Source organism: Fluviispira multicolorata (assembly GCF_009208585.1).
Lineage (GTDB): Bacteria > Bdellovibrionota_B > Oligoflexia > Silvanigrellales > Silvanigrellaceae > Silvanigrella > Silvanigrella multicolorata.
In genome coordinates, this window is the sequence record NZ_WFLN01000006.1 from 349,571 (window position 1) to 375,834 (window position 26,264).

The 26,264-nt window shown below is 33.0% G+C and carries 25 protein-coding genes and 2 tRNA genes; 17 read left to right on the plus strand and 10 right to left on the minus strand.

What is annotated here, in order from left to right:
• Positions 1-197 precede the first annotated feature (197 nt).
• The 4 genes from GCL57_RS07890 to GCL57_RS07905 all read left to right on the plus strand — a co-directional run bounded on the left by GCL57_RS07890 (position 198) and on the right by GCL57_RS07905 (position 2,430).
• Complete coding sequence (locus GCL57_RS07890) at positions 198-689, plus strand: oxidoreductase (RefSeq protein ID WP_152212814.1); 492 nt, start codon at positions 198-200, stop codon at positions 687-689.
• Complete coding sequence (locus GCL57_RS15200; RefSeq protein WP_425483343.1) at positions 686-823, plus strand: hypothetical protein; 138 nt, start codon at positions 686-688, stop codon at positions 821-823. The genes GCL57_RS07890 and GCL57_RS15200 overlap by 4 nt, the downstream gene beginning before the upstream one ends.
• The gene (locus tag GCL57_RS07900) at positions 780-1,127 is read left to right on the plus strand and encodes a beta/alpha barrel domain-containing protein (protein ID WP_152212815.1); all 348 of its coding nucleotides are present in this window, start codon (positions 780-782) and stop codon (positions 1,125-1,127) included. Before GCL57_RS15200 ends, GCL57_RS07900 begins: the two co-directional genes overlap by 44 nt.
• 400 nt (positions 1,128-1,527) lie before the next feature.
• Positions 1,528-2,430 carry a ParB/RepB/Spo0J family partition protein gene (locus GCL57_RS07905; protein ID WP_152212816.1) on the plus strand — a complete coding sequence of 301 codons (903 nt, stop codon included), beginning with the start codon at positions 1,528-1,530 and terminating at the stop codon, positions 2,428-2,430.
• A gap of 203 nt (positions 2,431-2,633) precedes the next feature.
• Here the strand turns inward: GCL57_RS07905 and GCL57_RS07910 are convergent, their stop codons facing one another.
• On the minus strand, positions 2,634-3,965 hold the full coding sequence (locus GCL57_RS07910) for a PhoH family protein (protein ID WP_152212817.1): 1,332 nt from the start codon (positions 3,963-3,965) through the stop codon (positions 2,634-2,636).
• A gap of 146 nt (positions 3,966-4,111) precedes the next feature.
• On the opposite strand from GCL57_RS07910, the gene GCL57_RS07915 reads away from it, so the two are divergent.
• Positions 4,112-6,364 carry a hypothetical protein gene (locus GCL57_RS07915; RefSeq protein WP_152212818.1) on the plus strand — a complete coding sequence of 751 codons (2,253 nt, stop codon included), beginning with the start codon at positions 4,112-4,114 and terminating at the stop codon, positions 6,362-6,364.
• A 479-nt stretch (positions 6,365-6,843) separates the two neighbouring features.
• The gene (locus tag GCL57_RS07920; RefSeq protein ID WP_152212819.1) at positions 6,844-7,341 is read left to right on the plus strand and encodes an SET domain-containing protein-lysine N-methyltransferase; all 498 of its coding nucleotides are present in this window, start codon (positions 6,844-6,846) and stop codon (positions 7,339-7,341) included.
• A gap of 16 nt (positions 7,342-7,357) precedes the next feature.
• Here GCL57_RS07920 and GCL57_RS07925 read toward each other — a convergent pair whose 3' ends face one another.
• From GCL57_RS07925 to GCL57_RS07950, 6 genes are all read right to left on the minus strand, one after another.
• A complete protein-coding gene (locus GCL57_RS07925) occupies positions 7,358-7,822 on the minus strand; it encodes a methylglyoxal synthase (protein WP_152212820.1) in 465 nt (154 codons plus the stop codon).
• Positions 7,823-7,844: 22 nt separating this feature from the next.
• Complete coding sequence (glmS, locus tag GCL57_RS07930; RefSeq protein WP_152212821.1) at positions 7,845-9,695, minus strand: glutamine--fructose-6-phosphate transaminase (isomerizing); 1,851 nt, start codon at positions 9,693-9,695, stop codon at positions 7,845-7,847.
• 30 nt (positions 9,696-9,725) lie between these two features.
• Positions 9,726-10,538 (minus strand): sugar phosphate nucleotidyltransferase, encoded by an 813-nt coding sequence (locus GCL57_RS07935; RefSeq protein WP_161597663.1) that lies wholly within the window; start codon positions 10,536-10,538, stop codon positions 9,726-9,728.
• Between the two features lie 121 nt (positions 10,539-10,659).
• Complete coding sequence (gene tadA, locus GCL57_RS07940) at positions 10,660-11,136, minus strand: tRNA adenosine(34) deaminase TadA (protein ID WP_343034444.1); 477 nt, start codon at positions 11,134-11,136, stop codon at positions 10,660-10,662.
• Between the two features lie 29 nt (positions 11,137-11,165).
• A tRNA-Ser gene (locus GCL57_RS07945) sits at positions 11,166-11,255 on the minus strand.
• 23 nt (positions 11,256-11,278) lie between these two features.
• Positions 11,279-11,355: transfer RNA gene (locus GCL57_RS07950), tRNA-Arg, on the minus strand.
• 260 nt (positions 11,356-11,615) lie between these two features.
• Between GCL57_RS07950 and GCL57_RS07955 the strand changes: the two genes are divergently transcribed.
• From GCL57_RS07955 to GCL57_RS07985, 7 genes are read left to right on the plus strand one after another with little or no spacing between them, the layout of a single operon-like run.
• Positions 11,616-12,674: a BMP family lipoprotein gene (locus tag GCL57_RS07955; protein WP_152212823.1), complete on the plus strand. Its 1,059-nt coding sequence runs from the start codon at positions 11,616-11,618 to the stop codon at positions 12,672-12,674.
• A 28-nt stretch (positions 12,675-12,702) separates the two neighbouring features.
• Entirely contained in the window at positions 12,703-13,719 is a 1,017-nt protein-coding gene (locus GCL57_RS07960) for a BMP family lipoprotein (RefSeq protein ID WP_152212824.1), read from the plus strand.
• A 1-nt stretch (position 13,720) separates the two neighbouring features.
• Complete coding sequence (locus GCL57_RS07965) at positions 13,721-14,767, plus strand: BMP family lipoprotein (protein WP_152212825.1); 1,047 nt, start codon at positions 13,721-13,723, stop codon at positions 14,765-14,767.
• A 51-nt stretch (positions 14,768-14,818) separates the two neighbouring features.
• On the plus strand, positions 14,819-16,432 hold the full coding sequence (locus tag GCL57_RS07970) for an ABC transporter ATP-binding protein (RefSeq protein ID WP_152212826.1): 1,614 nt from the start codon (positions 14,819-14,821) through the stop codon (positions 16,430-16,432).
• Positions 16,429-17,457: an ABC transporter permease gene (locus tag GCL57_RS07975; protein WP_152212827.1), complete on the plus strand. Its 1,029-nt coding sequence runs from the start codon at positions 16,429-16,431 to the stop codon at positions 17,455-17,457. The genes GCL57_RS07970 and GCL57_RS07975 overlap by 4 nt, the downstream gene beginning before the upstream one ends.
• Positions 17,457-18,383, plus strand: a complete 927-nt coding sequence (locus GCL57_RS07980) for an ABC transporter permease (RefSeq protein ID WP_152212828.1) — start codon at positions 17,457-17,459, stop codon at positions 18,381-18,383. The genes GCL57_RS07975 and GCL57_RS07980 overlap by 1 nt, the downstream gene beginning before the upstream one ends.
• 23 nt (positions 18,384-18,406) lie before the next feature.
• Positions 18,407-19,003, plus strand: a complete 597-nt coding sequence (locus GCL57_RS07985; protein ID WP_211363244.1) for a cob(I)yrinic acid a,c-diamide adenosyltransferase — start codon at positions 18,407-18,409, stop codon at positions 19,001-19,003.
• Here the strand turns inward: GCL57_RS07985 and GCL57_RS07990 are convergent.
• Positions 19,000-19,623, minus strand: a complete 624-nt coding sequence (locus GCL57_RS07990) for a fumarylacetoacetate hydrolase family protein (protein WP_161597664.1) — start codon at positions 19,621-19,623, stop codon at positions 19,000-19,002. The two genes, GCL57_RS07985 and GCL57_RS07990, sit on opposite strands and share 4 nt — an antisense overlap.
• Before the next feature lie 205 nt (positions 19,624-19,828).
• Between GCL57_RS07990 and GCL57_RS07995 the strand changes: the two genes are divergently transcribed.
• Positions 19,829-22,009, plus strand: coding sequence for a DEAD/DEAH box helicase (locus GCL57_RS07995; protein ID WP_152212831.1), 2,181 nt, complete (start codon positions 19,829-19,831; stop codon positions 22,007-22,009).
• Here the strand turns inward: GCL57_RS07995 and GCL57_RS08000 are convergent.
• Together GCL57_RS08000 and GCL57_RS08005 are read right to left on the minus strand one after the other, a co-directional pair.
• Positions 21,996-22,760, minus strand: coding sequence for a TerC family protein (locus GCL57_RS08000; protein ID WP_152212832.1), 765 nt, complete (start codon positions 22,758-22,760; stop codon positions 21,996-21,998). The two genes, GCL57_RS07995 and GCL57_RS08000, sit on opposite strands and share 14 nt — an antisense overlap.
• A gap of 135 nt (positions 22,761-22,895) precedes the next feature.
• The gene (locus tag GCL57_RS08005; RefSeq protein WP_152212833.1) at positions 22,896-23,477 is read right to left on the minus strand and encodes a lysozyme family protein; all 582 of its coding nucleotides are present in this window, start codon (positions 23,475-23,477) and stop codon (positions 22,896-22,898) included.
• A gap of 89 nt (positions 23,478-23,566) precedes the next feature.
• Here GCL57_RS08005 and GCL57_RS08010 point away from each other — a divergent pair, with 89 nt between their 5' ends.
• The 3 genes from GCL57_RS08010 to GCL57_RS08020 are packed head-to-tail and all read left to right on the plus strand — an operon-like array spanning position 23,567 to position 26,255.
• Complete coding sequence (locus GCL57_RS08010) at positions 23,567-24,772, plus strand: hypothetical protein (RefSeq protein WP_152212834.1); 1,206 nt, start codon at positions 23,567-23,569, stop codon at positions 24,770-24,772.
• Between the two features lie 38 nt (positions 24,773-24,810).
• On the plus strand, positions 24,811-25,266 hold the full coding sequence (locus GCL57_RS08015; protein ID WP_152212835.1) for a hypothetical protein: 456 nt from the start codon (positions 24,811-24,813) through the stop codon (positions 25,264-25,266).
• A gap of 14 nt (positions 25,267-25,280) precedes the next feature.
• Positions 25,281-26,255, plus strand: coding sequence for a hypothetical protein (locus GCL57_RS08020; RefSeq protein ID WP_152212836.1), 975 nt, complete (start codon positions 25,281-25,283; stop codon positions 26,253-26,255).
• Positions 26,256-26,264 lie beyond the last annotated feature (9 nt).

Genomic DNA, 26,264 nt, shown 5'->3' on the forward strand with positions numbered 1-26,264 from the left:
CCTCAATAGCATCTATAAAATGAATCATATATGAAGGTTTTTAAATAAATAATATTTACTCATTCCTAAGAGGAGACAAAATGAAATTACACAGTGAATTTAAATTTCCAAATGGCATTCAAGTTAAAAATAGAATAGCTCTTGCGCCAATGACAAATAGTTAGAGCCTTAAGAATGGAGAGCTTGGTGAAAATGAGCTGCAGTGGTTAGTGAAACGTGCAAAGGGGGGATTTGGAATCATAATCAACTGCGCTGTGCATGTCTGTCAGAGTGTTCAAGGATGGATAAATGAACTTGGAATATATGATGACTTACATTTACCTGGTCTGAAAAGACTTAGCGAAACTTTGAAAACATACGAAAATTTAAACATCATACAAATTTTTCATGGCGCCGCTCGTTCAGCAAGAGCACTGACTGGAAAGCAACCAATGAGCGCAAGTATATATAAAATTGATAACCAAAACTTTGAAGAACCAAGAGAAATGTCTCACAAAGACATCTCAGATATTTTAAATAAATTCGCTGCAGCAACAGAAAGTGCATATAAAGCAGGTTTTGATGGAGTCGAAATACATGAGGCAAATGGATATATTCTCACTCAATTTCTAAGCACTCAGTCTAATCTAAGGAAAACGAGTATTGTGGAAGCATTGAAAACAGAGCTTGTTTTGTTCGAGAAGTCATAAATGCGTGTCGAAAAAAAGTGCCTGATCATTTCCACATTGGTATGAGACTCTCTCCAGAAAGCTCAGGAATTCAATCAGGTATAGATATTGATGAAACAATTCAAGTCGAAAAGTGGCTCAAAGAAGGCAACTGATTTTATCCATCTTTCAACAGCAAATGCATTAAAAAGACCAGATAAATATTCTCATATTAATAAATCTCTAATTAATATGTTTAGAGAATCTTTAGGCAGTGACTATCCAATATTCATAGCTGGATCAATAATCACTCCTAACCAAGCACAACAAGTATTAAGTGAAGGTGCAAGCTTTGTTGCATTGGGTGTTATTGCGATTTGCAATGCGCATTGGGCAGAACTATCAAAAGATCCAAATTATAAACCAGTCTTACCACCATATGATTTTGAACAACTCTCAAAACAGAAAGTGAGCAAATAATTTTATGCGCAACTTAAAAACGTAAGAAACTTTTTAATCTGCACAGACAAACTACAAACTAACGGCTAATTATATATAAATATAATAAATTTCTTACATCATTCATATTTAGTACGATCTACCTGAAGTTAAAATAATCGAGATTCAATTTTTATGGCTTCTATACTTAAATATTGTATAAGAAACTATTGTTGCCAATTCGACTACAACTAGGAAATTTTAACCTATTCAATCTATCCATAAGAGTTTTTTTTGTGTGAAAATTGATCTTGGTAATGTTTCACGTGAAACATTCGTTCTTAAACTCATAACATTAATTGATTAATTTGAATTTAACAGAAAACTTGAATTTTTATATATTTTAGAATTAGTGTCTCAAACTGTGCTGAAGGAGCTCCTCATGACGCAACATATGAACCAAAGTGAAAACCCTCTTATTGAAAAACAAAGGCCTATGACGCTCAATCATCGTTACACCGATCAAGCAAAAAACTACTATCAAAACCAAGTGATAGAATACATTTCAATTAATCTTCTTGCTCCAATGGAAAATCAACCGCGCTATACTTTTGAACAAGAAAGTCTGGAAGAACTTGCTCAAAGCATTCGAACCTATGGAATTCTTCAACCTCTCATTGTCTCATTAGAGAAAGATGGGCAAATTACAATTATCGCAGGTGAAAGAAGATGGAGAGCTGCAAAAATTGCAGGGTTGGAATCAGTACCTTGTATTGTTCGTGAACTGCATGATCACTCTCGTCTAGAACTTGCACTTATCGAAAATATTCAAAGAGAGTCTTTGTCAGCACTTGAAGAAGCACATTCTTTAAAACAGCTTATAGAAGAGCACAATTACACGCAGGATGCCTTAGCAACACGAATTGGAAAAAGTAGAGCCACAGTTACAAACACAATACGACTTTTAACTTTACCAGAAAAAGTGCAAGACGATCTTCAAAATAAAACTATTTCTGCAGGGCATGCACGAGCATTATGCGCATTAAATAATGAAAAATTGCAAATAAAAGCACTCTCAATTATTGTTAAGAAAAAATTGTCCGTAAGACAAACTGAAGATTTAATTAAGAATTTAAAATCAGAAAAACATCAAAAAACTTTAATAGATTCCATCTCACCTGATTTACGCTACATATGCGATCAATTTAAAGGACACCTTGGAACAAAGGTAAAGATCACTGGTGATACAAATAAAGGCAAAATTGAGATCAGTTATTATACCCTAGATGATTTAGAGCGTATTTCTGAGTTAATTCTAGGAAATTTGCTTTCACCAAGAAAATAAAATTTTCAATTGTTTACTTATTAAAAAATTTCTAAAAAATTAATTTGCAGAAAAAATTTTATATTCGAAAAAAATGCTGTTACTTTAAAATTAAATTTTAACACCCATGCCACAAAAGAGAAAATAAATAATTAAATTAATTAACATATATTTTACTATAATTATTTATTTTTCTTAATTAATATTCTGATTTGTTACTTTAATTACAACAAACTAGCTGCTATTGTTGCAAGTGCAGATCTCTCTCCTTTAACTAAAGAAACATGCCCAGCAATTGCTTCCTGCTTCATCCTTTCAACAACATACGTCAAACCATTCGATGCAGCATCAACATAAGGATTATCAATTTGGTAAGGATCTCCCGTTAAAATTATCTTCGTATTTTCTCCTGCACGCGTAAGAATAGTTTTTATTTCATGAGGAGTTAAATTTTGTGCTTCATCAACAATAAAGTACTGATTTGGAATGGATCGTCCTCGAATATATGTTAAAGGTTCTACTTCAAGAATCCCTTGATTTATAAGTTCATGATAACTTTGCGACAATCTTTTTTGTCTACCTTGAGCAACTCCTCCAAGAAGAAGTTCTAAATTATCGAAGATAGGTTGCATCCATGGATTTAATTTTTCTTCTAAAGTACCAGGTAAATATCCAACGTCACGTCCCAACGGAAAAATTGGTCTGCTTACAAGTAATTTTTGATATTTGGATTCATCTGTAGTTTTTTCTAGGCCTGCAGCTATAGCTAACAGTGTTTTACCAGTACCAGCCGTTCCAACTAAAGTAATAAGTTTAACATCATCATCGAGTAATAAATCTAATGCAAAGCTTTGTTCCAAATTTCGTGGATAAATTCCCCAAACAAAATCTTTTCCACCTAGATTTAAATTTTTTAAATTACCTGTAACATGATCGTATTTTCCATAAACAAATTGCAATGAGTCTCTATTATCTCTTAAAATTACATATTGATTTGGCATCAATTCATAATCCTCAAGTGAAACTGTGCCTGATGACAAATATTTTTTTAAAATTTCTGCATCAACTTCAAATTCAACAATCCCTGTGTACAATTCCTCAATATTAACTTTATCTGCTTCAAAATCTGAAACATTAATTCCCAATGCATCTGCTTTGATTCTTAAGTTAGAATCTTTTGTGATTAATATAACAGCCATATTCGGAGTCTGACGTTTTAAAATAAGAGCAACACTTAATATTAAATTATCTGGCTTTCTTTCAAAATGAGCAGGGAGTAAAGCCATATCTGACTCCAAAACAACATACACACGTCCACTGTCTTTCTTATCAGTGAAAAGCGGAATACCGTTACTTAATGATCCCTTTTCTCTAAGATCATCTAATATTCTTGAAAATTGTCTTGCATTTCTTCCCGTTTCACTCAAACCTTTTTTAAATGTGTCCAATTCTTCAATCACAGAGATTGGGATATAAACATCATTATCTTCAAAGGAGAAAATGGCGCTTGGATTGGAGAGCAATACATTTGTGTCAAGAACAAATTTCTTTTTCAACCCCGTACCCCTTCTGCAAATAATCCGACCCAAAGAGGGATCGGTCTCTTACAAGAAATCAAATCTTCCTCTATCATTCCATGAGAACGTTTTGAGGTTAACAGAGTCAAGCATTTTTTTTTAGGGCAACGGCAGGAGGAAAAGAAATGGCGACAATGCATTCCAAAGAGCTACTCAGTTCTGTATCCGATAGCGTACGTCGGGAATTTAAAGAACAAAAATATATTTTATCTTATGATGAATTTCTTGATATTTTTAGCAATGAGCCCAAAAGACTTATAAGAAATTCAGCTGAATATATGCTTGATATGTTTAAATTTTTTGGAGTAAGCGAAATTAAGCATGGATTTAATCATACCAAAAGACATTTTAAACTTTTTGAAAGGGTGCGTGGCAAAAATAAACCTGCCATCGTTGGCCAAGAAGAAGCTCATGAAAGTATTTACAGAGTTCTAGAACAATTTGTCCGTCAGGGAAAAATTGATAAATTAGTCTTATTACATGGGCCAAATGGCTCAAGCAAATCATCCACTGCGGAATCCTTAGCAAATGGACTCGAAGAATATTCAAAAACTGAAGAAGGTGTCGTTTATAAATTCAATTGGATATTTCCTTCAGACAAAATTGGTTATGAGGGTCTTGGAGATGCTTTAAATAAACATATTGGATTTGGTGATAATAATCCAAGTAGAAATGGAAATAAAAGCTTTGCACATTTAGAAGATGACGAAATTATGTGCAAAATTGTTAGTGAAATGAAAGAAAATCCAATTTTTATTTTACCTAAAAAAGAACGTGTAGAATATTTTAAGAAAGTAATTGGGAAAAACTTAACCCATGATGAAATACCAAGCTACCTTGAAGAAGGAGCACTAGGCGCAAAAAGTAAAAAAATATTTGATTCACTTCTTGTTGCGTATAAAGGAGATCTCGAAAAAGTTTTAAGACATGTTCAAGTCGAAAGGTTTTTTTACAGCAGTCGCTATCGCGAGGGCATTGCATCGGTTGAACCACAAATGGCTATCGATGCACAAGATAGACAAATAACCATGGAACGGAATATGCAAAATATTCCCCCTGCCCTACAAAATATTAGGCTTTACGAACCTCAAGGTGAATTGATTGATGCAAATAGAGGATTTATTGAATTTGCGGATTTATTAAAACGACCACTTGATGCATTTAAGTATTTACTTTCTACAATTGAAAAAATGAATATTAATCTCTCAAGCGGAATTGCTGATCTTGACTTAGTCATGATGGCCAGCGCAAATGAAAAACATTTAGATGCATTTAAAAACTCACCAGATTGGCCTTCATTTAAAGGGAGATTCGAGCTTGTGCGTGTTCCATATCTTTTATCTGCTCGACTCGAACAAAAGATTTATGAAGAAGACATAAAAATAATTGAAAAAACTAAAAAAATTGGTCCTCATTCACTTAATCTTCTTGCCCGCTGGGCAGTGTTAACTCGATTGAGGCAACCAGATCCTGATTATTATGATCCAGGAATAAGAAATTTAATTGCCCGTCTTGATCCCTATGATAAACAGGCACTTTATGATGGAAATGAGCCTTCTAATGCATTTACTGAAACAGAAAAAGGTTTATTAAAAAAACATGTGGAAGATATTTTAAAAGAAAGTCAAAGTTCTGTTGCATATGAAGGTCGATTTGGAGCGAGTCCTCGAGAGATGAAAATGTTACTTTATTTTGCTGCACAAAATGAAAGACATGATTCTCTCTCAACAATTGCTCTTTTTGATGAAGTTGAAAAATTAACTCGCGATAGAACTATATATGATTATCTTCAATTTGAACCACGTGGAGGTTATCATGATTACCGTGAATTTATTAAATATATTAAATCTCAATATGCTCAATTTTTTCATAGAGAGTTTTTATCTGCCTTAAATTTATATGATGAAGAACAATATATAAAAGCACTGCAAAGGTATATGAAAAATGTTACTTCATATTTAAAAAAAGAAAAAATGCAGAATGATATAACAGGCAGACAAGAAGATGCTAACGAAAATATTATGGAAGAAATGGAATCTCTAATGGGTACGACTGGAAACAAGAGAGAAATTAGAGAAAGACTAGTTGGAAAAATTGCCTCTTGGCGTGTAGAAAGGCCAAGTGAAGAACTTAACTTCGCAAAAGTTTTTGAACAAGAATTAGCAACTATTGCAAAACGAATTTATGAGAGTAAGGAAGAAGAAATTAAAAAAATTAAATCATCTATGATGATGAATGGCAGTGAAGATTATAAAAATCTTCCTAAAAATGTTTTAGAAACCTGTGAAAATACATTTGCAAATTTAGAAGAAAAGTTTCATTATACTAGAAAAAATGCTTGGGAGAGTTTAATTTTTTTAAACTCAATAAAAAAATAACTCTAAAGATATTTTTTTATTCACAATCATGAACTTGACTTGGAGAGTATTTCTCCCAATCATAATGAAAAATCTTAAAAAATTTACATATAAAAATAAAGTTATGTTAGACAGCACTAATGAAATATAAAAGACTATCACTCAAATAATATTTCATACGTACTAATGCGTAGAATTTAATGCTAAAGACATTTTTTCCGAAAATAATTTTTAACTACTTAATATATATATATATATATTTATTACTTCTACAATATAAATAGTTATGAGAAAGTTTAATCTGATTTCATTAAATTTCAATTAAAATCTATTATGTAATGCATGAAAAAGTTAAAAAATCCATAAAATACGAAAGTCATAGCGAGTGTTTAAATTTATTAATATATTTTAGTGGAAAATAATATTTCTTTCGTATATAAATTTTTTTCTGATAACATGTATTGCTAATTCTCCAATGAAAAGCAGGAGCCAAATTTCATATGCACATCACGCAAAAATCACTTCACAAAAAACAAGATGAAATATTATTGCATTTAGGACTCGATAATTTTGAAGTTAAAGAGTCACAAATTCATGGACTTGGTTTATATTCAAAAAAATATTTTGCAAAAAATACTGAACTTGGCCCATCTCTAATACATAAATCAGTTGAGCTACCGTATATTCGATATTTAGGCTCCCAATATGACCCAGATTTAAAGTGGGAATACTCACAAACCACTGCAACAAGATTTATCAATCACAATAATAAACCAAATTTAAAAATTTATAAACAAGAACCAGATATCGGTATAATTTATGCGAAATGTCTTATTGATATTTTTCCAGGAGATGAATTAACATTAGATTATAAAGAAACTGCTTTAATTGCTGAAGACTTCACAGACAAAAATGTTGTTGAATATTATTGCAAAATTTTAGAAATGTCGCTTGATGAGTTATATAGTTTTCTAAAACTACATAATAAAGCATTTTAACAAATAGACTTTTTATCTAAGAATTTTTCCTATTTTTATAAACGGTAAAATCAGTCACTTTTTTAGTGTATTTTCCAGAAAAATATGGTGATGAAATAAGAAAATCTGCGGAAGAGCGATTACAAGCAAGTGGCACATTCCAAACAACAGCAACTCTTAATAAGGCGCGCACATCAGGATCGTGTGGTTGAGCAGCAAGAGGATCCCAGAAAAAAAGAACGAGATCGAGTTTTCCATCAGCGATATATGCTCCAGCTTGCATATCCCCGCCTAATGGACCACTTTCAAAACACGTTACCTTAAGACCTGTTTCTCTTTCTAATAACTTCCCTGTTGTTCCTGTAGCAAAAAGTTTGTGCTTCGATAATTCATCGCGGTATTTAACAGCCCATTCTAATAATTCTCTTTTTTTATTATCATGAGCAATAAGAACAATTTTTTTTCTCTCAGGTAAATTTACTTCTTTAAAATGAGAGTGCATATTGCTTCCTTATTTTTATGTTTTATTCCACTGTAACACTCTTTGCTAAATTTCTTGGTTGATCAACATCAGTACCTTTTTTAACAGCAATCCAATAAGACAATAAATGCATAGGCACAGCGGTTAAAAATGGAAGAATAATTTCTGAGCATTCAACTACACCAATAAACTCATCAGAAATACTTTTTAAATCTTCATCTCCTTCTGTCCCAACAGAAAGTATTTTACCACCCCGTGCACGTATTTCTTCTATATTACTAATTGTTTTTTCATAATAACTGTCTTTTGGAGCTAAACAAACAACCCAAAGATTTTCATCTATAAGAGCAATAGGACCGTGCTTTAACTCACCGGCAGCATATCCTTCGGCGTGAATATATGAGAGTTCTTTAAGTTTTAAAGCGCCTTCCATAGCAACAAACCACTGTTGTCCTCGTCCAATAAATAAAATACTCGATGCTTTATAGAATTTCTTAGATATTTTTTCAATATAGCTTGAAAGAGTCAATGTTTTTTCAAGTAAACTTGGAACTTTAACAAGTTCATCAATACATTCTGTTATTTTTTCAGAAGAGAGTTTCTTTTGCTCTTGAGCAAGTGCTAATCCTAATATTATGAGCGAACTCACCTGTGCCGAAAAAGCCTTGGTACTTGCAACACCAACTTCTGGCCCTGCATATATTAAACTTTCATCGTGGCAATTGTGCGCAATTGTGCTCCCAGGAACATTTACAATCGCTAAAGTCTGCGCTCCATTTTCTTTTGAAAATTTTATTGCTTGCAATGTGTCAATGGTCTCTCCACTTTGCGAAACAGCGATACTTAATGTTCTTGAATTTACTGTTGAAGTCCGATAGCGACTTTCACTTGCGAGTTCAACTTCAACGGGAATTTTAGTAAATTTTTCTATAAAGTAACGAGCCAACGAACCTGCATAAAAACTTGTACCACATGCAATGATTTGAATTCTGTCAATTTCTTTTAAGTTAATATTAGAAATACCATAATTATCAATATTTATTTTACCTAATTCAAGATCTAAGCGTCCATTTATTGTCTGAGCCACAGCCTGTGGCTGCTCGTGAATTTCTTTTAGCATATAATGATCGTAACCATTTTTATCGAGCATTGCAGTCGACCAAGATATTTGAATTGGTTTTCTTTCAATTTCATTTCCAGAAAAATCTGTCAAAATAATTTTATCGGACTTTAAAAATGCTATTTCTTTATCTTCCATTATTATAATGGAACGAGTGTGCTCAACAAGTGCGGTTATTCCAGATGCCATATAATTTTCATTTTTACCCAGTCCAAGAACAACAGGAGACCCATATTTTACGACATATAACGTGTCAGACACATCGGTACACATAATACCAAAAGCAAATGCACCATGAATTTGAGAAACTAAAGAAAAAATAGCTTTTTTCATTCTCTCAAAATTATTTTTTTCTTGTGAGAGTTGCTTATATTCATAATTTAATAAATGAGCAGCAACCTCCGTGTCTGTTTCACTTTGAAACTCATAGCCCTTTTTAATTAAAAAAGTTTTTAATGGTTTATAATTTTCAATAATTCCATTGTGCAATAAGATAATATTTTCTGAACGATGTGGATGCGCATTGTTTTCAGTCGGCTTACCATGAGTTGCCCAACGTGTATGCCCAATTCCAATCTTGGTATTTTCAGGAAGTTTAGAAAGTTTTTTTTGTAAATTATTTAACTTTCCTTCAGCTCTTTGTATAAACACTCCATCTGAATTCATCATTGCAATACCAGCTGAATCATAACCTCTATACTCGAGGCGTTTTAGCCCATTGTAGAAAAATTCAGGGGTTGCATTTGTTCCAATGTATCCAATAACACCACACATACTAAACCTCTTTTATAATAAATTTATTTTTTATTTTGTATTATATTTTTTTTGGAATCTTATTTCCATTTCCGCCAATTGTTCTTGAGAGTTTATACCTAGAAATTCGCTTTCATCTTCCCCTATCATATAACCAACTTTTTTACCAGAACTTCTAGAAATGAAAGGAGCGTCAGTCAAATAAAATTCTTTCGCTGAATTATCATTTTTCAATTGAGGCAGAATATTTTCAATATCTGAAAAATTCGCACATAAAAATCCTGAATTGCATAAATTTATTTTTTTCTCTTCGTCATTACAATCTTTTTCTTCATGAATTGCTAAAAAATTATTATTTTTATCAGTTAATATTCTTCCATAGCCAAAAGGATTTTTAGCTAAAAAAGCAAGAACTGTGAATGAGTGATTTTGAGCGCTATGATAGTTAAGAAAATCTCTGAAGGTTTCTCCTTCAACCGCAGGAGTATCTCCGTATGCAATTAATATTTTTGCATTTAAATTTTCATCAATTTCTTTTGAAAAAGAATGCCTCGCAACCTCAACCCCACAGCGGGCAGCATGCCCTGTCCCCAAAGGATTTTCTTGATATGCAAATTTAATTTGAATATTTTCTTGAAAAGAGCGTTCAGCAATAATCTGCTCAACTATTTTTTGTGCAGGAGAAATGACGACAACTAATTTTTTTACATCTGCTTTTATAAGTGATTCTATTGCCCAAATAACCAATGGTTTGCCAAACAGGAGATGTGCAACTTTAGGCAAATGGGAGTTCATTCTCTTCCCCATTCCAGCGGCAAGAACAACACCGATGGCTAAACCTTTAAATTGAGAAGGAGCTTCCACAGAGTAATTCTCCAAATTAAATAAATTTAGACTCAAACAATTCATGAATGTTTGATTGTATCAAATATTAGATACATTTTCTTCTCTCTACACAAAATAAGAGTTATTTTCAAAATTAAATTTATTTTTTTCGCCGAACCTTGAAAAAGGTTTTTAAAAGATTTGATGATTCTTCGGAACAAATACCAGAAATAACATGACATTGATGATTTAAACGTTTATCATTTAAAATATTGATTAGGCTCCCAACAGCACCCGCCTTGGGATCAGAAGCGGCAAAGATTACATTAGGAATACGAGCCAGCACAATGCCCCCAGCGCACATAAAACAGGGTTCTAAGCTCACATAAAGACTGCAATCACTTAAACGCCAACGTCCAAGTTTTTTACACGCACGCTCAATAGCAATAAGTTCTGCATGTGCTGTGGCAATATTTTCTATCTCTCGTAAGTTATGTGCTTCAGAGATAATTTCACCTTGGGAAGTCACAATAAGTGCGCCAACAGGAACTTCCCCTAAGGATGCAGCTTGTTTTGCAAGTTCAAGACATTTTTCCATGTAGTAGCTATGATTTAAATTGTCGTTTGTGGATTTTATAGTAGACAAGAATTGAGTAACCTAAAAGGTGGCGGAGCGAGAGGGATTCGAACCCTCGGAAGAGTCTCCCCTTCGCGCCCTTAGCAAGGGCGTGGTTTGAGCCACTCACCCATCGCTCCCCAAGGGAAATATATAATAAAAATGGCGCGCGGTAAGCGATTCGAACGCCTGACCGCCAGATTCGTAGTCTGGTGCTCTATCCAGCTGAGCTAACCGCGCATTTACTTTGTCAGAGAGATTTTCATCTCGACTGTCAGAGTGTTCTGTGGTGTACAAAATCAAAAAAGAGAAGTCAACACACTTTGTCAATTTTTTCTAACCAAGCTTATTTTTGGGAAAATACGAGACTTAAGATAACGTAGCAAAGAATTAAAAAGTCCTAGAAACATTTGGCGCATTTGTGCTATGCCTCTTTTGCTCGTGCCTATTTGGCTAAGTATCATATTTTGCCAAGAAACTTCAATCAGAAAGGATCTCTCGTGTCTCCTAGCTGTGTATCTAAAAAAGCAGGATTATTACTTTTTCCTCTCCTAAGCATGTCGGCAATCACACCCATGACATTATACGCTTCAGAGCCACCAAAAGTTTGTATGGTTCTGGATAAGGGAGGCAAAGACGACAGATCTTTCAATGAATCTGCTGTACTCGGTTTTAATCGAGCCATTAAAGAGTTTCCTGTCAATAAAACTAGCAAATTTGTAGAACCAAAGAATGACGCTCAAATATCCCAATTTTTTAGAAGTTTTGCAACTTCCGCCAAGTGCGATTTAATAATAGCTATTGGCTATAACCCCTCAGAATATCTACCAGACCTTGCCTCTAAGTATCCTAACAAAAAATTTCTCGCAGTCGATACCAATCTAGAAGGAAAAAACACCACAAAGAATATCCGTTCTATTACATTTGCGGAACATGATGGATCCTTTTTAGTGGGTGCAATTGCAGCCATGAAATCAACTACAGGAAAAATTGGTTTTGTTGGGGGCATGGATATCCCTCTGATTCATCGTTTTGAAACAGGATATTCTGCAGGCGCTAAGTATATTAATCCTAAAATCAAAATTTCAACTGCCTATGTCGGTATAACTCCAGATGCTTGGAATAATCCCGCTAAAGCAAAAGAGCTTGCACACGCACAGTATAATGAAGGCACTGATGTTATTTATCAAGTGGCCGCAAATTCAGGCCAAGGCGTTTTTGATTCTGCTGAACAGATGAACAAAAAGTCGAAAACAAAACACTATGCGATTGGAGTAGATTCCAACCAAAATTGGATTAACCCAAAAGTCATTTTAACGAGCATGGTTAAGAGGGTTGATAACGCTGTCTATTTAGCAATTAAAGATTTTTCAAATGAAACATTCAACACAGATCACACGACATTTAATTTAAAAGATGGAGGCGTTGATTGGGCCTATGATGAACATAATAAAAAATTCTTTACAGATGCGCAATTAACCGAAATTAATGGTATCAAAGAGAAAATTATCAATGGAAAAATAATTGTCCCTGATTATTATAAGTTAGATAAAAAATAATATTTCCTTTGAAAGGCTATAGTTTAAAATGAAGAATATTATTACCTCTATTTTCCTTCTATCAATAACATTGAATACTCAATCCGTGAGTGCCGCAATAAATCCTAAAATTTGTATGATTCTTGATAAAGCGGGCAAAGATGATCGTTCATTTAATCAAGCAGCTTATGAAGGGTTTCAAACTGCTTTAAAAACACTTCCAATTTCGAAAGAAAGTAAAGTTATTGACGCCAAAGAAGACACACAGCTTAAACAAGCTATTCGTTCTTTCACAAAGAGCAATTGTGCTGTTATATTCTCAATTGGAATAAATAATGCAGACGCAATAAAAGCTTTAATACCAAAATATCCTGAACAAAAATTTGTTGTTATTGATTCAGTTATTAATGAAAATAATGTGCGCTCCATTATTTATAGAGAAGATCAAGGCGCATTTTTAATTGGTGCTATTGCTGCAATGAAATCAAAAACAAATGAAATTGGTTTTATTGGGGGTATGGATATTCCTCTAATTCGTAGATTTGAAACAGCTTATATTGCTGGCGCAAAATATATAAACCCTAAAATTAAAGTTTTCTCTGGATATGTAGGAATATCCATTGAAGCATGGAATAATCCTACAAAAGCACAAGAGCTTGCTTTAAGCCAATATGCTCAAGGAGCAGATATTATTTTTCATGCTGCAGGTGGATCTGGCCTTGGGGTTTTTAATGCCGCAGAAAAAAAAGATAATTTAAAATATAAAAAATATGCTATTGGCTGCGACTCCAATCAAAACTGGATTAAACCAGGAATTGTTCTTACAAGTATGACAAAAGGAGTTACAGAAACTGTTATTGACACTATTCAATCCGTTATTGATGATAAGTTTTCAACAGGTAAAAACTCATATGGCTTGAGCAATGGTGGCGTTGATTGGGCATTAGATAAATATAATAAAAATTTATTTACTAATAAAGATCTTGAAAAAATTAAAAAAATTAAATCTGATATTATAGCAGAAAAAATTCAAGTTCCAGATTATTATAAAGAGGCAAAGAATTAATATGCAATTATTTAATTTTGTAAAAAATATTTTTCTTAAATCTTTCTTTTTTTCTTTATTTGCTATAATTTCTTTAAATTCTTATGCAGAAATAAATAATAAGATATGTCTTATTCTCGATAAAGGAGGAAAAGACGATAAATCTTTTAATCAATCTGCATATGAAGGATTTTTAAAAGCACAAAGCGATTTTAAAATAACAAAAGATAGTAAATACGTAACTGTTAAAGAAGATTCGCAATCACCTCATTTTATTAGAACTCTTTCAAATGGAGATTGTGGACTTATTATTGCCGTTGGTTTTAATAATGCTGATATTGTTGGAAAAATGGCACAAAAATTTCCAAAACAAAGATATGTTCTTGTTGATTCATCAATTAAAGAAACAAATATCCGTTCTTTATCATTTCAAGAACACGAGGGAAGTTTTTTAATAGGAGCAATTGCTGCTATTAAGTCGAAAACAGCTAAGATTGGATTTATTGGTGGAATGGAAATACCACTTATAAAACGCTTTGCTTTGGGTTTTGAATCTGGCGCAAAATACATAAACCCAAAAATAAAAATTACAGAAACATATGTAGGAGTTTCACCTGCTGCATGGAATAATCCAACAAAGGCAAAAGAACTTGCATTGTCTATGTACAATCAAGAGAGTGATATAATATTTGTTGCAGCAGGCGCATCCTCACAAGGTGTCTTTGATGCGGTATCTGATATGAATAAGAAAAACAACAAAGCAGAGACTAAAAAATTTGTTATTGGTGTTGATTCAAATCAAAACTATTTAATTCCTGGAACAGTTTTAACAAGTATGGAAAAAAAAGTTAATTCCAAAATTTATTCTGCAGTAAAAGATTTTATTGAAAATAAATTCACTACAGGCGTTATAACATGCGGTTTTGCCGATGATGGAGTTGACTGGGCATACGACACATACAATAAACAACTTTTTTCAAATGAAGATATAAAGAAAATTAATAAAATCAAACAAGATATAATATCTAAAAAAATTAACGTTCCAGATTATTATAAGGTAGGAAAGTAATTTTCTACCTTTTTATTTTTAAGTAATTTTTAACGACAAACGGTATTATATATGAACATAAGTAAAAACCAAGTTGCTTTTGAGTTTCGTGAGGTCACAAAGACCTTTGGAAAAATAATTGCAAATAATAAAATAAGTTTTTCAGTTCCAAAAGGCTCTATTCGCGCACTTGTAGGAGAAAATGGAGCCGGTAAATCGACTGCAATGAAAATTTTATTTGGACTTTATAAGGAAGATTCTGGAGAAGTTTTAGTTAATGGTCAACCACAACACTGGAGCTCGCCACGAGATGCTATAAAAAATGGAATTGGAATGGTACATCAACATTTTATGCTAGCAGAAACCGCAACAGGTTTAGATAACATAATTTTAGGTGATGAAAATAATACACTTAAAATACCTTTTCTACCTCTTTCTCTTAATATAATCGATAGAAAAAAAGCTAAAATTAGAATAGAAAAAATTGCAAAAAAATATGGCTTATCAGTTCCATTAGATATTAAAATATCTAAACTTCCTGTTGGAATGCAACAAAGAATTGAAATTTTAAAATTACTATATAGAAATGCTGATATTCTTATACTCGATGAACCAACAGCTGTATTAACACCACATGAAGTTGAAGAGCTTTTTACAAATTTAAAAAAGCTAAAAGCTGAGGGCAAAACAATTATAATTGTAACCCATAAATTAAAAGAAGTTCTTAGTTTTACCGATCATATTACCATATTTAGAAGTGGACAAGTTATTGGAAATATTGAAACTCACGACGCAACTGAAGAAAAAATTGCATCTATGATGGTTGGTCGAAATGTTAATTTAAAACCACAAATCCCAAATGGAACAAATATAAAAGGCCCAGTTTTAAATTTAACAGATGTAACTTTAAAAGATTACAAAACAAAAGATTCAAAAAGAAATTTATTAAATAAAATAAATTTAAAAGTATCAGGTGGAGAAATAGTTGGAATCGCTGGTGTTGAAGGCAATGGTCAATCCGATTTACTTGATCTTATTTTTCATCCTCAAAAATACTTTGGTAAAAAAACATCACAAACAAGCTCGGCAAGTGGTGAAATAAGTTTACTAGGAATAGATATAAAACATAAAAAGAGCTCAGAAATGTCCAATCTCATAGTTGGATTTATTCCTGAAGATAGACATGTTGATGGCCTACTTTTAAATATGTCTGCTGAAGAAAATTATATTTTGGGCAGACATTGGGAAAGAAAATTTCGAATTGGATTTTTACAAAATATATCCAAAATAAAAAAAACCGTCAAAAAAGAAATGGAATTATATGATGTCAGACCACGTAACTCTGAACTTTTGGCATCTGGCTTTTCGGGCGGCAACCAACAAAAAATAATAATCGCACGAGAATTTGGTAAAGATCCAAACTTTATTGTCGCAGCAAATCCCACGCGCGGGGTAGACATTGGAGCCATTGAATTTATTCACCAGCGAATTGTTGAAGAAAGAGATAAAGGTGTTGGAATTTTGCTTATTTCTTCTGAACTAGACGAAATAACAACTCTAGCAGATAGAATTATTGTTCTATACGAAGGAGAAATTGTGGCAGAATACAAACGCAATGAAGCTAACGAATATCAAATTGGATTAGCTATGTGTGGTGGACTTCCTCAAGAAGGAGTTCGCAAATGAATATCATTCGTCCGATAGCAGCAACAATAATTGGCCTTTTTTTAGGTCTCCTTGTTACTTTTTTTGCTGGAGAAAATCCTCTAAATGTTTTTCTTATTTTTGCAACATCAGGCTTTGGCAGTACATATGATTTTGGAATGACTTTAACTTATAGTATGCCACTTATTTTAACAGGTTTATCGGTTTCAATGGCTTTTAAATCTGGTTTATTTAATATAGGCGCCGAAGGACAATTAACAATGGGAGCTCTTGCTGCAGCAACTGCTGGAGCCCTATTTACTTCAGTTCCAGCTTTTATAGCCCCAATTTTTGCAGGAATCTGCGCAGCTTTAGCAGGTGGTATATGGGGAGGAATTGCAGGATATTTAAAAGCAAAAAGAGGAGCTCATGAAGTTATCACAACCATTATGCTTAACTTTATTGCTGCAGGAATAGCCAGCTATGTCACTGTATATTTATTAAAAGATCCAAACACTCAAAATCCACAAACCATTCCAATATCTCCAAATTATAAACTCGAAACTTTTGCGTTTTTTGATAGCGCACCCGTTTCAAGTGCATTATTTTTATCCGTCATAGTTGCTATTCTAGTTTGGATTTTTTTATACAGAACTCCACTAGGATATGAGATTAGAGCGGTAGGATCAAATGAATCTGCAGCTTCAACAGCATGTATAAGTATTTCAAAAACTCAAATTTTAAATATGTTTATCGCTGGAAGTCTAGCTGGACTCGTCGGTGTAGGAGAAGTCTTAAGTAGAGCAGAATGTTTTAAACTTGATTTTTCACCTGGCTATGGATTTACGGGTATTGCAGTTGCATTTTTAGCAAGAGGCAATCCAATAGCAATTATTTTTTCGGGATTTCTTTTTGGTGCACTTCAAAAAGGAGCTAGTGATCTTGAAATATTTACACATAATGTCACATCTGACCTTTCACTTGTATTACAGGCATTAATTATTCTTGCAGTATCTGCTGATGGTTTATGGGAAAAAATCTTATCTGGAAAAAAGGTTAAATTGTAATGGATTGGATTAATCTAGCATTCTCAATAGGCGGCGCAACGATTCGAATGTCAGCTCCACTTATTTTTGCAGCACTTGGCGGTCTCTTTAGTGAAAGAAGTGGAATAATAAATATTGCTCTCGAAGGTAAAATGCTTGCAGGCGCATTTGCAGCTGCTGCTGTGACCACTTTGACTCAAAACCCCATTCTCGGTTTAATTGCAGGTGGGTTTGCCGGCATGCTTATGGCAATTGTATATGGAATATTTGTAATTAATTTTAAAGCAAATCAAATTGTTGTAGGAACAGCTATAACAATTCTTGCGTCCGGAACTGTTCCTTTTGTCTCTCAAATTCTTTTTCAAAATACAGGTTCAACACCTGAAATTCCAATTGGAAATAGATTCATTTACACACCCATTATAATTGCTTGGCTTCTCGTGATATCCATTTGGTGTCTATTTAAATTTTCTCCTTATGGCATGTGGCACAAATTTGCAGGAGAGCACCCAGATGCTTTGCAAACATCCGGTATTGATGTCATTCGTACCCGTTGGTCGGGTGTTTTAGTATCTGGTTTCTTAGCTGGATTGGGAGGGGCAACTCTTTCAATATGCTTATCAAGTAGTTATACAAGAAATATGACTGCTGGACGAGGCTATATGGCTCTGGCAGCACTTATTGTTGGAGGATGGAAACCAATAACAGCTGCTCTGGCATGCCTTGCTTTTGGTTTCTTTGATGCTTTGGGAATTACTTTACAAGGAATTCAAATTCCTAAACCCGAATTTTCGATTCAATTTTTAAATCAAATATGGAGCTTTTTTGTATCAGCTCAATTTATACAAATCATTCCATATATCCTTACAATAACAATTGTTGCTGGTTTTGTAGGAAAAAGTAGACCACCTAAAGCTTTAGGACAACCCTATTTAAGAAATCGATAATTTAATTATCTCAGGGGACTATTATGAGAATAACTAAAGTTTACACACGCACTGGTGACAAAGGAACAACAGCTCTTGCTGATGGTAGCCGAACCTCAAAAGATAGTTCAAGACTAGAAAGCTATGGAACAATAGATGAACTCAATAGTATAATTGGAATATGTCGACAAAATCTCAATGAAATTTCTGAAGAAAAAAAACTACTGATCGACAAGTGGCTATTTGCAATACAAAATGATTTATTTAATTTAGGATCAGATTTAGCCACTCCAATATCTTCACGTTGGAAAAACATGATTTTAATTAATGAAAATGACATAATTCAATTAGAAAAAATAATAGATTATTGTCAAAGTACACTAGAACCACTTAAAGATTTTGTACTTCCTGGCGGTACTTTATTAAATTCATATTTGCATTTATCAAGAACGGTCTGCCGTCGAGCTGAAAGACTCATTGTTTCTTTAACGAAGGAAGAAGAAATTAATAAGTCCATTTTAATTTATGTAAATAGACTGTCAGATTTATTTTTTGTTCTCTCCCGTTGGGTTCAACAAGTATCTAATAAACCTGAAGTGATTTGGAACAAGTCAATGGGTGTTCGCTCTCTTGAAATTTAGCTCCAAGAAATACTATAACGAATTGATCCAAAGTTTAAAGTTCCTTTCTGACCTGCTTGTACAGGCCCTACTCCCGCTGGGGTTCCTGTAAAAATAAGATCTCCAGCTGCAAGAGGAAAAAATTCGCTTATATAAGCCACACATTCTGCTGGACTTAAACGCATATTTTTCCCGTAGCCTTCTTGCTTAATTTTATCATCTAAAGAAAATGAAAATTTTTCATTCAAATAATCAGGAAATTCAGAAACTCTTAACCATGATCCCACAACAACACAATCAGGAAAAACTTTACTAGTTGTCCATGGATGACCCGCTTTTTTCTGAGAATTTTGTAAATCTCTCAAGGTCATATCAAGGCCAATAGACACCGCTCCAATTGCTTTCTCAGCATCCTTTATATCGAGTTTATAACCACCCTTATCAAGTCTTAAGACGATTTCCGTCTCATAATGCAATGAACCTAAGTTTTGTGGTATACTTAAGAAAAGCTCTTCATGATCAACCGCAGCCCTTAAAACGCTTCTAGGCTTTATAAAGAGGACAGGTTTTTCAGGAACGATATCTCCTAACTCTTTCGCGTGATCGAGATAATTCTTGCCAACGCATACAATTTTATCCATAACCAAGTCTCCAGGAGACAAATGCTCTTTTTCATAAAAGTACATGATTCTTATTGGCATGTACCAAATGATAATTTAAAGAAAGTAAGCGGTATTGTCTACAAGACTAAAAAAAGAGTTCTATATTCTTCTTGGCCTTTCATGCCTTTGAAGAGTATAAAAAAGAAGCCTTGTTATTTTATGATTTGTTTTGGAGAAGTTTAGTATGGGATTTAGAGGTAACAACAGGAATACATATCGTCCAAAACCCCCCAAAGGACCAGTTCGTTTAACATTTGGAATTATCGAAGACAAAACAAATGAAGCAAAACCTGTTGCAATTGCTCAACCACAATTTGAAAAACAGGAAATAATTGGAACTTTATATCTAAAAAAAGTTAAAATTGACAACGTAAAAGCTTTGCCATCTAAACATATATCAAGGATTATAGAAAATATATCTAAAATTTATGAAGAAGGTAGATATTTAAATACAGCTACAGTTATTGATTCAGAAAATAATATTTTCAAAGTAACTTTTAATTACAATCAAAATACAATTGATAGAATTAAAGGGCTTGATCGAAATGAACGCCAATGGGAACCAGAAGAAAGAATTTGGAAAGTTTATATTGGTAGCTTTGATGATTTATTTGATATTTTAGGTAAAGGTTTTAAGCTAACAGAAAATGCATATAATGAAATAATCGAATTTGTAAAAAGTAAGTATTATGCGCATATAGCCCCAAGTAAACTTGGCAAATTAATTTTACGCGAAAGCTGGTTTGAAGAATTTGATCTCACCACTGAAATCAATGCATTTCATGGAAGTGAAGCAATGGCTTCTCAAGGTTTATTAAATATAAATTATTCAAAACCTCAATTTGAGCTTCTCGAAAAAATAAAAAATCAAATAAACTCTTTCTCATTTAAACGTAAACCGTACTCTCATCAGCTTGTTGGTATTGAATTTCTCTTACAAAATCCAGCATGCGCATTATTAGATGAAATGGGTTGCGGTAAAAGTTTTCAAATCGCTTCATCTGTTGCAATGCTCTTACAAAGTAAAACAATTGATAGATGTTTAATTGTTGCTCCAAAATCACTTGTAAGAACTTGGCAAGAAGAAATGTCACTTGCAACATCTATTCCATTTACAGTTATTGAGGGATCTCCTGCTCAAAGAGTTAAACTTTTAAAAAGTTCTTCACAAATTTTTATAGTCCACTATGAAGGAATTCGCCTTGAAAAAGAAGCTCTTTCTAACTGGATTAAAGAAGGTGAAGGCATGATAGTTTTTGATGAAAGTCAAAGAATTAAAAATTTAAATGCCCAAACAACTATAAGTGCAAAATTCGTTCGTAACAGCGCTAAGCGTTGCGTTATTGCAACAGGTACGCCTATTGCTAACCGACCACTTGACTTATTTGCACAGTATTTTGTTATGGATAATGGAAATACTTTTGGAACAAGTTTTCCTGCATTTAAAAATACTTTTTGCTACATAGATATTTTAGAAATAAATCAAGGACGCAGAAAAGTTAAAATTGAAAAATTTATGGGCGTCCGGAATGGCGAAGAATTAAGAAGAAGAATTCTTGCTACAAGCTTAAGACGTTTAAAAAATGAAGTTCTCGATTTACCTCCTATTATATTTAAAGATTATGCAATTGAATTAAAGGCTGAACAAAAAACAATTTATGCAAAAATGCGTGATTCCGTTCGCAGCGAAATTGAAAATATGAGTCCAGAAGAATATGCAAGTCAAGCAAATAATATTGTAGTTAGATTATTAAGATTATCTCAAATTGCTTCAAATCCAAAATTAATTGATGCAAAATACGACGGGACAAATGCAAAGCTTACTGAACTTGAAGATCTTTTAGTCGACATTTTCTCCGATGACACAAAAAAAGTTATTTTGTGGAGTCACTTTGTAGGAAATGTTAATTATTTAACCGAAACTTATCAAGAAATTTGGGGAGCAGTAGCTCATACAGGTGAAATGAATATTGAAGAACGCTCTCGCAGTATAGAACAATTCCAAAATAATCCTGAATGTCGTTTATTTATTGCTACGCCTCAATCTGCAAAAGAAGGTCTAACTCTTCTTCCACGCGATGGTAAAATGAAAGCTGACACAATGATTTATATGGATCTTAATTTTGACGGAGGAAGCTATGTTCAGTCTCAAGCACGTTTCCACCGTATTGGTCAAAACGCTGAAAAATGTCTTGTTATTCATTTACTCGGTATAGATACAGTTGACGAATATATTAAAAAATCACTTATCGATAAAATTCAAACTGCTTCTCAGATACTTGATAATGCAAATCAAGAACAATTAAATAAAATCAAAGGTGAAAGCTTTAAATTAACAAAAGAAGAAATTCTTAATATTTTATAAGCTTTCGCATAGATTCTTCTGAAATAACTCTCATTTCTTTTCTTTTTCTTTTATTTACTTCATATCGAATTTGCAATAACTGAATAAATAAAGCAAATAATAGTGGCGCATATAAATATTGTTTTGGAATAGATCGATCAAATGCTTCCAAACATAATGTTGCACCAATAACTAACATAAATACCAATGAAAGTATTTTAACAGAAATATAACTTTTTATAAATAAAGCTATTTTATTTACAAAGAAAATCATAATACAAACTGATACAAGTATCGAAAATATAATTACAATTAAATTTTCAGTTAAACCGATCGCAGTTATGACAGCATCCATTGAAAAAACAGCGTCAATAGTTACAATTTGTATAATTGCAGAAAACATTGAAATCTTATATATTGATTTATTCTCACTTCCTTCGTAGTCTTTATGTTCCACTGTTGCATGAATTTCTTTTATTGATTTCCAAATCAAAAATAATCCACCCATTGTTAAAATTATATCTCGAGTAGAAAAATCAAAGCTTCCAATATAAATAAAACTTTTTTGAAATGACGAAACCCAAGCAATCCCACATAAAAGAAAAATTCTTGTCACCGCTGCTAAAAGAAGTCCTAAATATCGAATAAAATTTTGTTCAGTTAATTCAACTCGATTAGATATAATAGATATCATTAAAATATTATCAAAACCCAAAACGATTTCTAAACACAGCAAAATAAAAAAAGTAATTAGAATACCAGCATCGGGCATTTCACTTTCCTCCAAACATTGTAATATCTTATATCATAAAATTTTCAAATTTAATATTTTAACTGAAAACTAAAATTAATTATTTATAGTAAATTTTTTTTACTTTTTTTTAAATTGAATTTTTACAAAAAATTTTTATAGAAAATCAGATAATATCTTTCTGAGTTTCAAACCTGACGATTGAATTTTTGATCTATAACTCCGACCTCGGTCTTCATTATAAGAATGATAGCAATTTATCCAATTATTTCCACAAGATTTTACATAATTTCTTAAAATCTTGTTTGAAAGAAAATCTACAGAAAACTGACCACTCAAAAACTCAATTGGACTCTTACCGGAATGCGCACCATTTGCCCTCCAATTGATTTGGAGAGGTCCAATATCAACATTCTTTTCTTTTGAAAGTCCATTTTCTAAATATTCTTTTGCATTGTTACCTGTTAATACTTTTTTACCTTCAATTTGTATCACTCGCATTTTAAAACTCGATTCAACAAGTGCTATTTGCCAAATAATGTCAGGATTTTTAGTTCGACATGCAGCTTTTGCAAAATTTAAAATTTCAAGCCTTTCATCAGGAGGTAATTTATTGAGCGCTGCTTTGCCAGCAGCAGCCAAAAAAATTGAATGACATGCAATTTTACGTTGTTTTGCAACATAAAATATTGCTTGCCCTTCAGGAACATAAGTTGGAAATGTGTCAGTAATTATCACAAATCGACCTCACAGCGTTCTCTCATCTAATTAAAATGTAATTTTCTCCGATCTTTATTTCTAAATCTCATTTGATGCGAGGTTTTATTTTGAAAAAAAATTTTATTTTTAATAAAAAAAAATTCGTTTTATTTCTCATTCTATTAAATTATAATTTTATTTGCAGAGCAAATATAACTATCCCCCCCCTTGATTTATACCTTGATCCACACGCTTTAGGAATGGGTGGTGCTTTCGTAGGTCTTGCTAACGATGAAAACTCTATATTTAGCAATCCAGCTGGAATAGGTTTTTTTGAGAAAAGAGAAAATTCAAAATCTATTCTAAAATTTGCTTCTTTTCCAAATATAACCGCTGCAGCAAACTCATACAGCGCTGGATTATTGGACTATTATTTTAATAGCAATACAAAATATCCAACGAAAGAATTAGAAAACTCAATTGAAAATGCAAACCCTACAGATATAGTTTATTCTCGAGCAAGTCTTTTTCCAACTGTTGTTATATCGCATTTTCAATTTGGCTTTCTCGCCGATACCCTTGTAACAGGCTACACCACAAAATATGCGGCCCCAAAAACAAGTGCATTCTCAACTCAATCGAACCCTATCACTTATGACAGAATCTTTTCTCTCGTAAGCAGAACTCAAGCGGGCCCATGTTTTGGAGTGGGAATACCTTTACCAAGTTCGAATGTGTCATTTGGAGTTGGAGCTCGATACCTTGAAAGAGCATCAATTATCTCGACAATTGAGGGCAATCAAAACGGTTTTGTTAAAGAATCGTCAGATGACACTAGCAATAAAATAAATAGAACTCAAGGAGTTGCAATTGATATAGGAATTTTAATTCCTTTTCGAAGTGTATTAAATTTTAAAATAGGTGCTTCAGCTCTAGACATTGGAAATACCACTTTTCAACCAAGTGACAATAACTCTACAAAAGAAATTGAAGTTATGAACCTTAAAACTGGGATGAGTATAAATCCTTCTATTGGCAAAGATGTTGGTTTCCTTATGTCAGTTGAAGCAGAAAGAATTAATGATCAAAGAGTAAACGACCGAGACAAATTGCGTGTTGGAAGTGAACTCAGTTTTGGATCATTTAATAACAGCGATGCTTTTATTTCTTTAAGAGCTGGTTATTCAATGAGAACTGTAAGTGCTGGTTTAACTTTAAGTACTCTTTTTGCTCGTTTAGAATTTGCCACCTTTGGAGAAGCTGTTCAAACGAATGATGGAGTTGTAGCTGATAGACGCTATGCATTTCGCCTTACTGTCGACTTAAACAAGTAAAGTCTTCTGATACATGGAATTGTTGAGGAGGTTTAGACGTGGAAGTGCAATTAAAAGACGGAATCTATTTTGTATCCGGTGATATCACAGAAACCTGTGACTTAGGCGGATTTGGATTGCCTTCTGGAAGTGTGCACTTTGACCTTGGAAGCGTGCGTACAATCAATAGCTGCGGTGTAAGAGAGTGGATAACTTGGATTAATAAATTAAAAATCACCCCAATTTACTCAAACTGCCCTCAATCTGTAGTCATGCAATTCAATATGGTAAAAGAGTTTTTATCAAATAATTCTAAAGTAGAAAGCTTTCAAATCCCTGCATATTGCGAAAATTGTGGAGAACAAAAAATATATTTATTACGCTCAGGAAAAGAATTTCAATTCGGAAAAAAATTAGAATATGAGCTGAAAAAATGTGAAAAAGACGGTTGTTGTATTGAATCAGATGTTGATTTTGAATCATATTTTTACTTTATAGAAAGCTTGAAGTCGTAATTGAGGCAGTCACAATGTCGAATACAGATTCAATAAATATTGACTCAGTTATAGATGTTCAAAACGAGCATTACAGAACCGAACTTGTCGCACTTTTTAAAAGCTGTGCCATGAATACAATCGTTGCTCAAGGTGAGCAAACAATAGAAGAAATCAAAGTTTTAGCAAAAAATGGTTGTAAACAATCTCTATATATTACAGATACAATTGATGAAAAAAAATTAAAAACACACGAAACAATTCCATCTATCCGAATGGAAAATCTTTTATTGGTCGATGATGATACAAAAGATCAGATCATTGACAGTGAAGGTCTTATGATGTTTGAACATGTTCTCTCATGCAACCAAGATCACGTTCCTCATATGCAACTAATGAGTACAATTAGAAAAATTCGAGAGACAAAATATTTTGGAGTCGACAAGTGTGTTTCGTACGGAGCATATGTGCATAGATACGTTTTATCTCATTCAGACCAGAGACAATGGTTCCGCGACGCACTTTTTGAGTTTGTGATAGGCTTATCAAGTGTTCTTGGCAGACCGACTGATGCTTATGCGCAATTTGCCGTTGAGGTTCAAGAAGAACTTCTTATGAATGCAATTTGGGATGCAAATCCAAAACTTCAAGAAGTAGATAGAAGAGTTCCAATCGCTCTGCTTCCACAAGAAACCGTGCAAGTTGAATGGAGTTTTGATGGAACTCATTTGGCAATTGGAGTTAGAGACTCATTTGGTTCTTTTAGCAAGCCAACCATATATAAATATTTAAGATTTTTATTTGCAAGCGAAAAAAAATCCATGATCCGACTGCAACAAGAAGCTGCTGGAGCTGGCTTAGGCTTGTTTATGGTACTAGAAAGACTAAGCTCTTTAATTGTAACAGTGGCTCCTCTCAAAAGTACTGAAGTCATTGCGGTATTAAATCTTTCAACAAGTCCTAAAACGTTTTCTAAAAAACAAAGGTCATTCCAATTCTTTAGCGTTTAGTAGGTTTTT

Excerpts from the sequence above, each read along its gene's own strand:
- GCL57_RS07900 (WP_152212815.1), top strand. The coding sequence starts at position 780 with ATGAAACAATTCAAGTCGAAAAGTGGCTCAAAGAAGGCAACTGATTTT.
- GCL57_RS07905 (WP_152212816.1), top strand. The coding sequence starts at position 1,528 with ATGACGCAACATATGAACCAAAGTGAAAACCCTCTTATTGAAAAACAA.
- GCL57_RS07915 (WP_152212818.1), top strand. The coding sequence starts at position 4,112 with ATGGCGACAATGCATTCCAAAGAGCTACTCAGTTCTGTATCCGATAGC.
- GCL57_RS07920 (WP_152212819.1), top strand. The coding sequence starts at position 6,844 with ATGCACATCACGCAAAAATCACTTCACAAAAAACAAGATGAAATATTA.
- GCL57_RS07925 (WP_152212820.1), bottom strand. The coding sequence starts at position 7,822 with ATGCACTCTCATTTTAAAGAAGTAAATTTACCTGAGAGAAAAAAAATT.
- glmS (WP_152212821.1), bottom strand. The coding sequence starts at position 9,695 with ATGTGTGGTGTTATTGGATACATTGGAACAAATGCAACCCCTGAATTT.
- GCL57_RS07960 (WP_152212824.1), top strand. The coding sequence starts at position 12,703 with ATGAAGAATATTATTACCTCTATTTTCCTTCTATCAATAACATTGAAT.
- GCL57_RS07965 (WP_152212825.1), top strand. The coding sequence starts at position 13,721 with ATGCAATTATTTAATTTTGTAAAAAATATTTTTCTTAAATCTTTCTTT.
- GCL57_RS07970 (WP_152212826.1), top strand. The coding sequence starts at position 14,819 with ATGAACATAAGTAAAAACCAAGTTGCTTTTGAGTTTCGTGAGGTCACA.
- GCL57_RS07975 (WP_152212827.1), top strand. The coding sequence starts at position 16,429 with ATGAATATCATTCGTCCGATAGCAGCAACAATAATTGGCCTTTTTTTA.
- GCL57_RS07980 (WP_152212828.1), top strand. The coding sequence starts at position 17,457 with ATGGATTGGATTAATCTAGCATTCTCAATAGGCGGCGCAACGATTCGA.
- GCL57_RS07985 (WP_211363244.1), top strand. The coding sequence starts at position 18,407 with ATGAGAATAACTAAAGTTTACACACGCACTGGTGACAAAGGAACAACA.
- GCL57_RS07990 (WP_161597664.1), bottom strand. The coding sequence starts at position 19,623 with ATGGATAAAATTGTATGCGTTGGCAAGAATTATCTCGATCACGCGAAA.
- GCL57_RS07995 (WP_152212831.1), top strand. The coding sequence starts at position 19,829 with ATGGGATTTAGAGGTAACAACAGGAATACATATCGTCCAAAACCCCCC.
- GCL57_RS08000 (WP_152212832.1), bottom strand. The coding sequence starts at position 22,760 with ATGCCCGATGCTGGTATTCTAATTACTTTTTTTATTTTGCTGTGTTTA.
- GCL57_RS08020 (WP_152212836.1), top strand. The coding sequence starts at position 25,281 with ATGTCGAATACAGATTCAATAAATATTGACTCAGTTATAGATGTTCAA.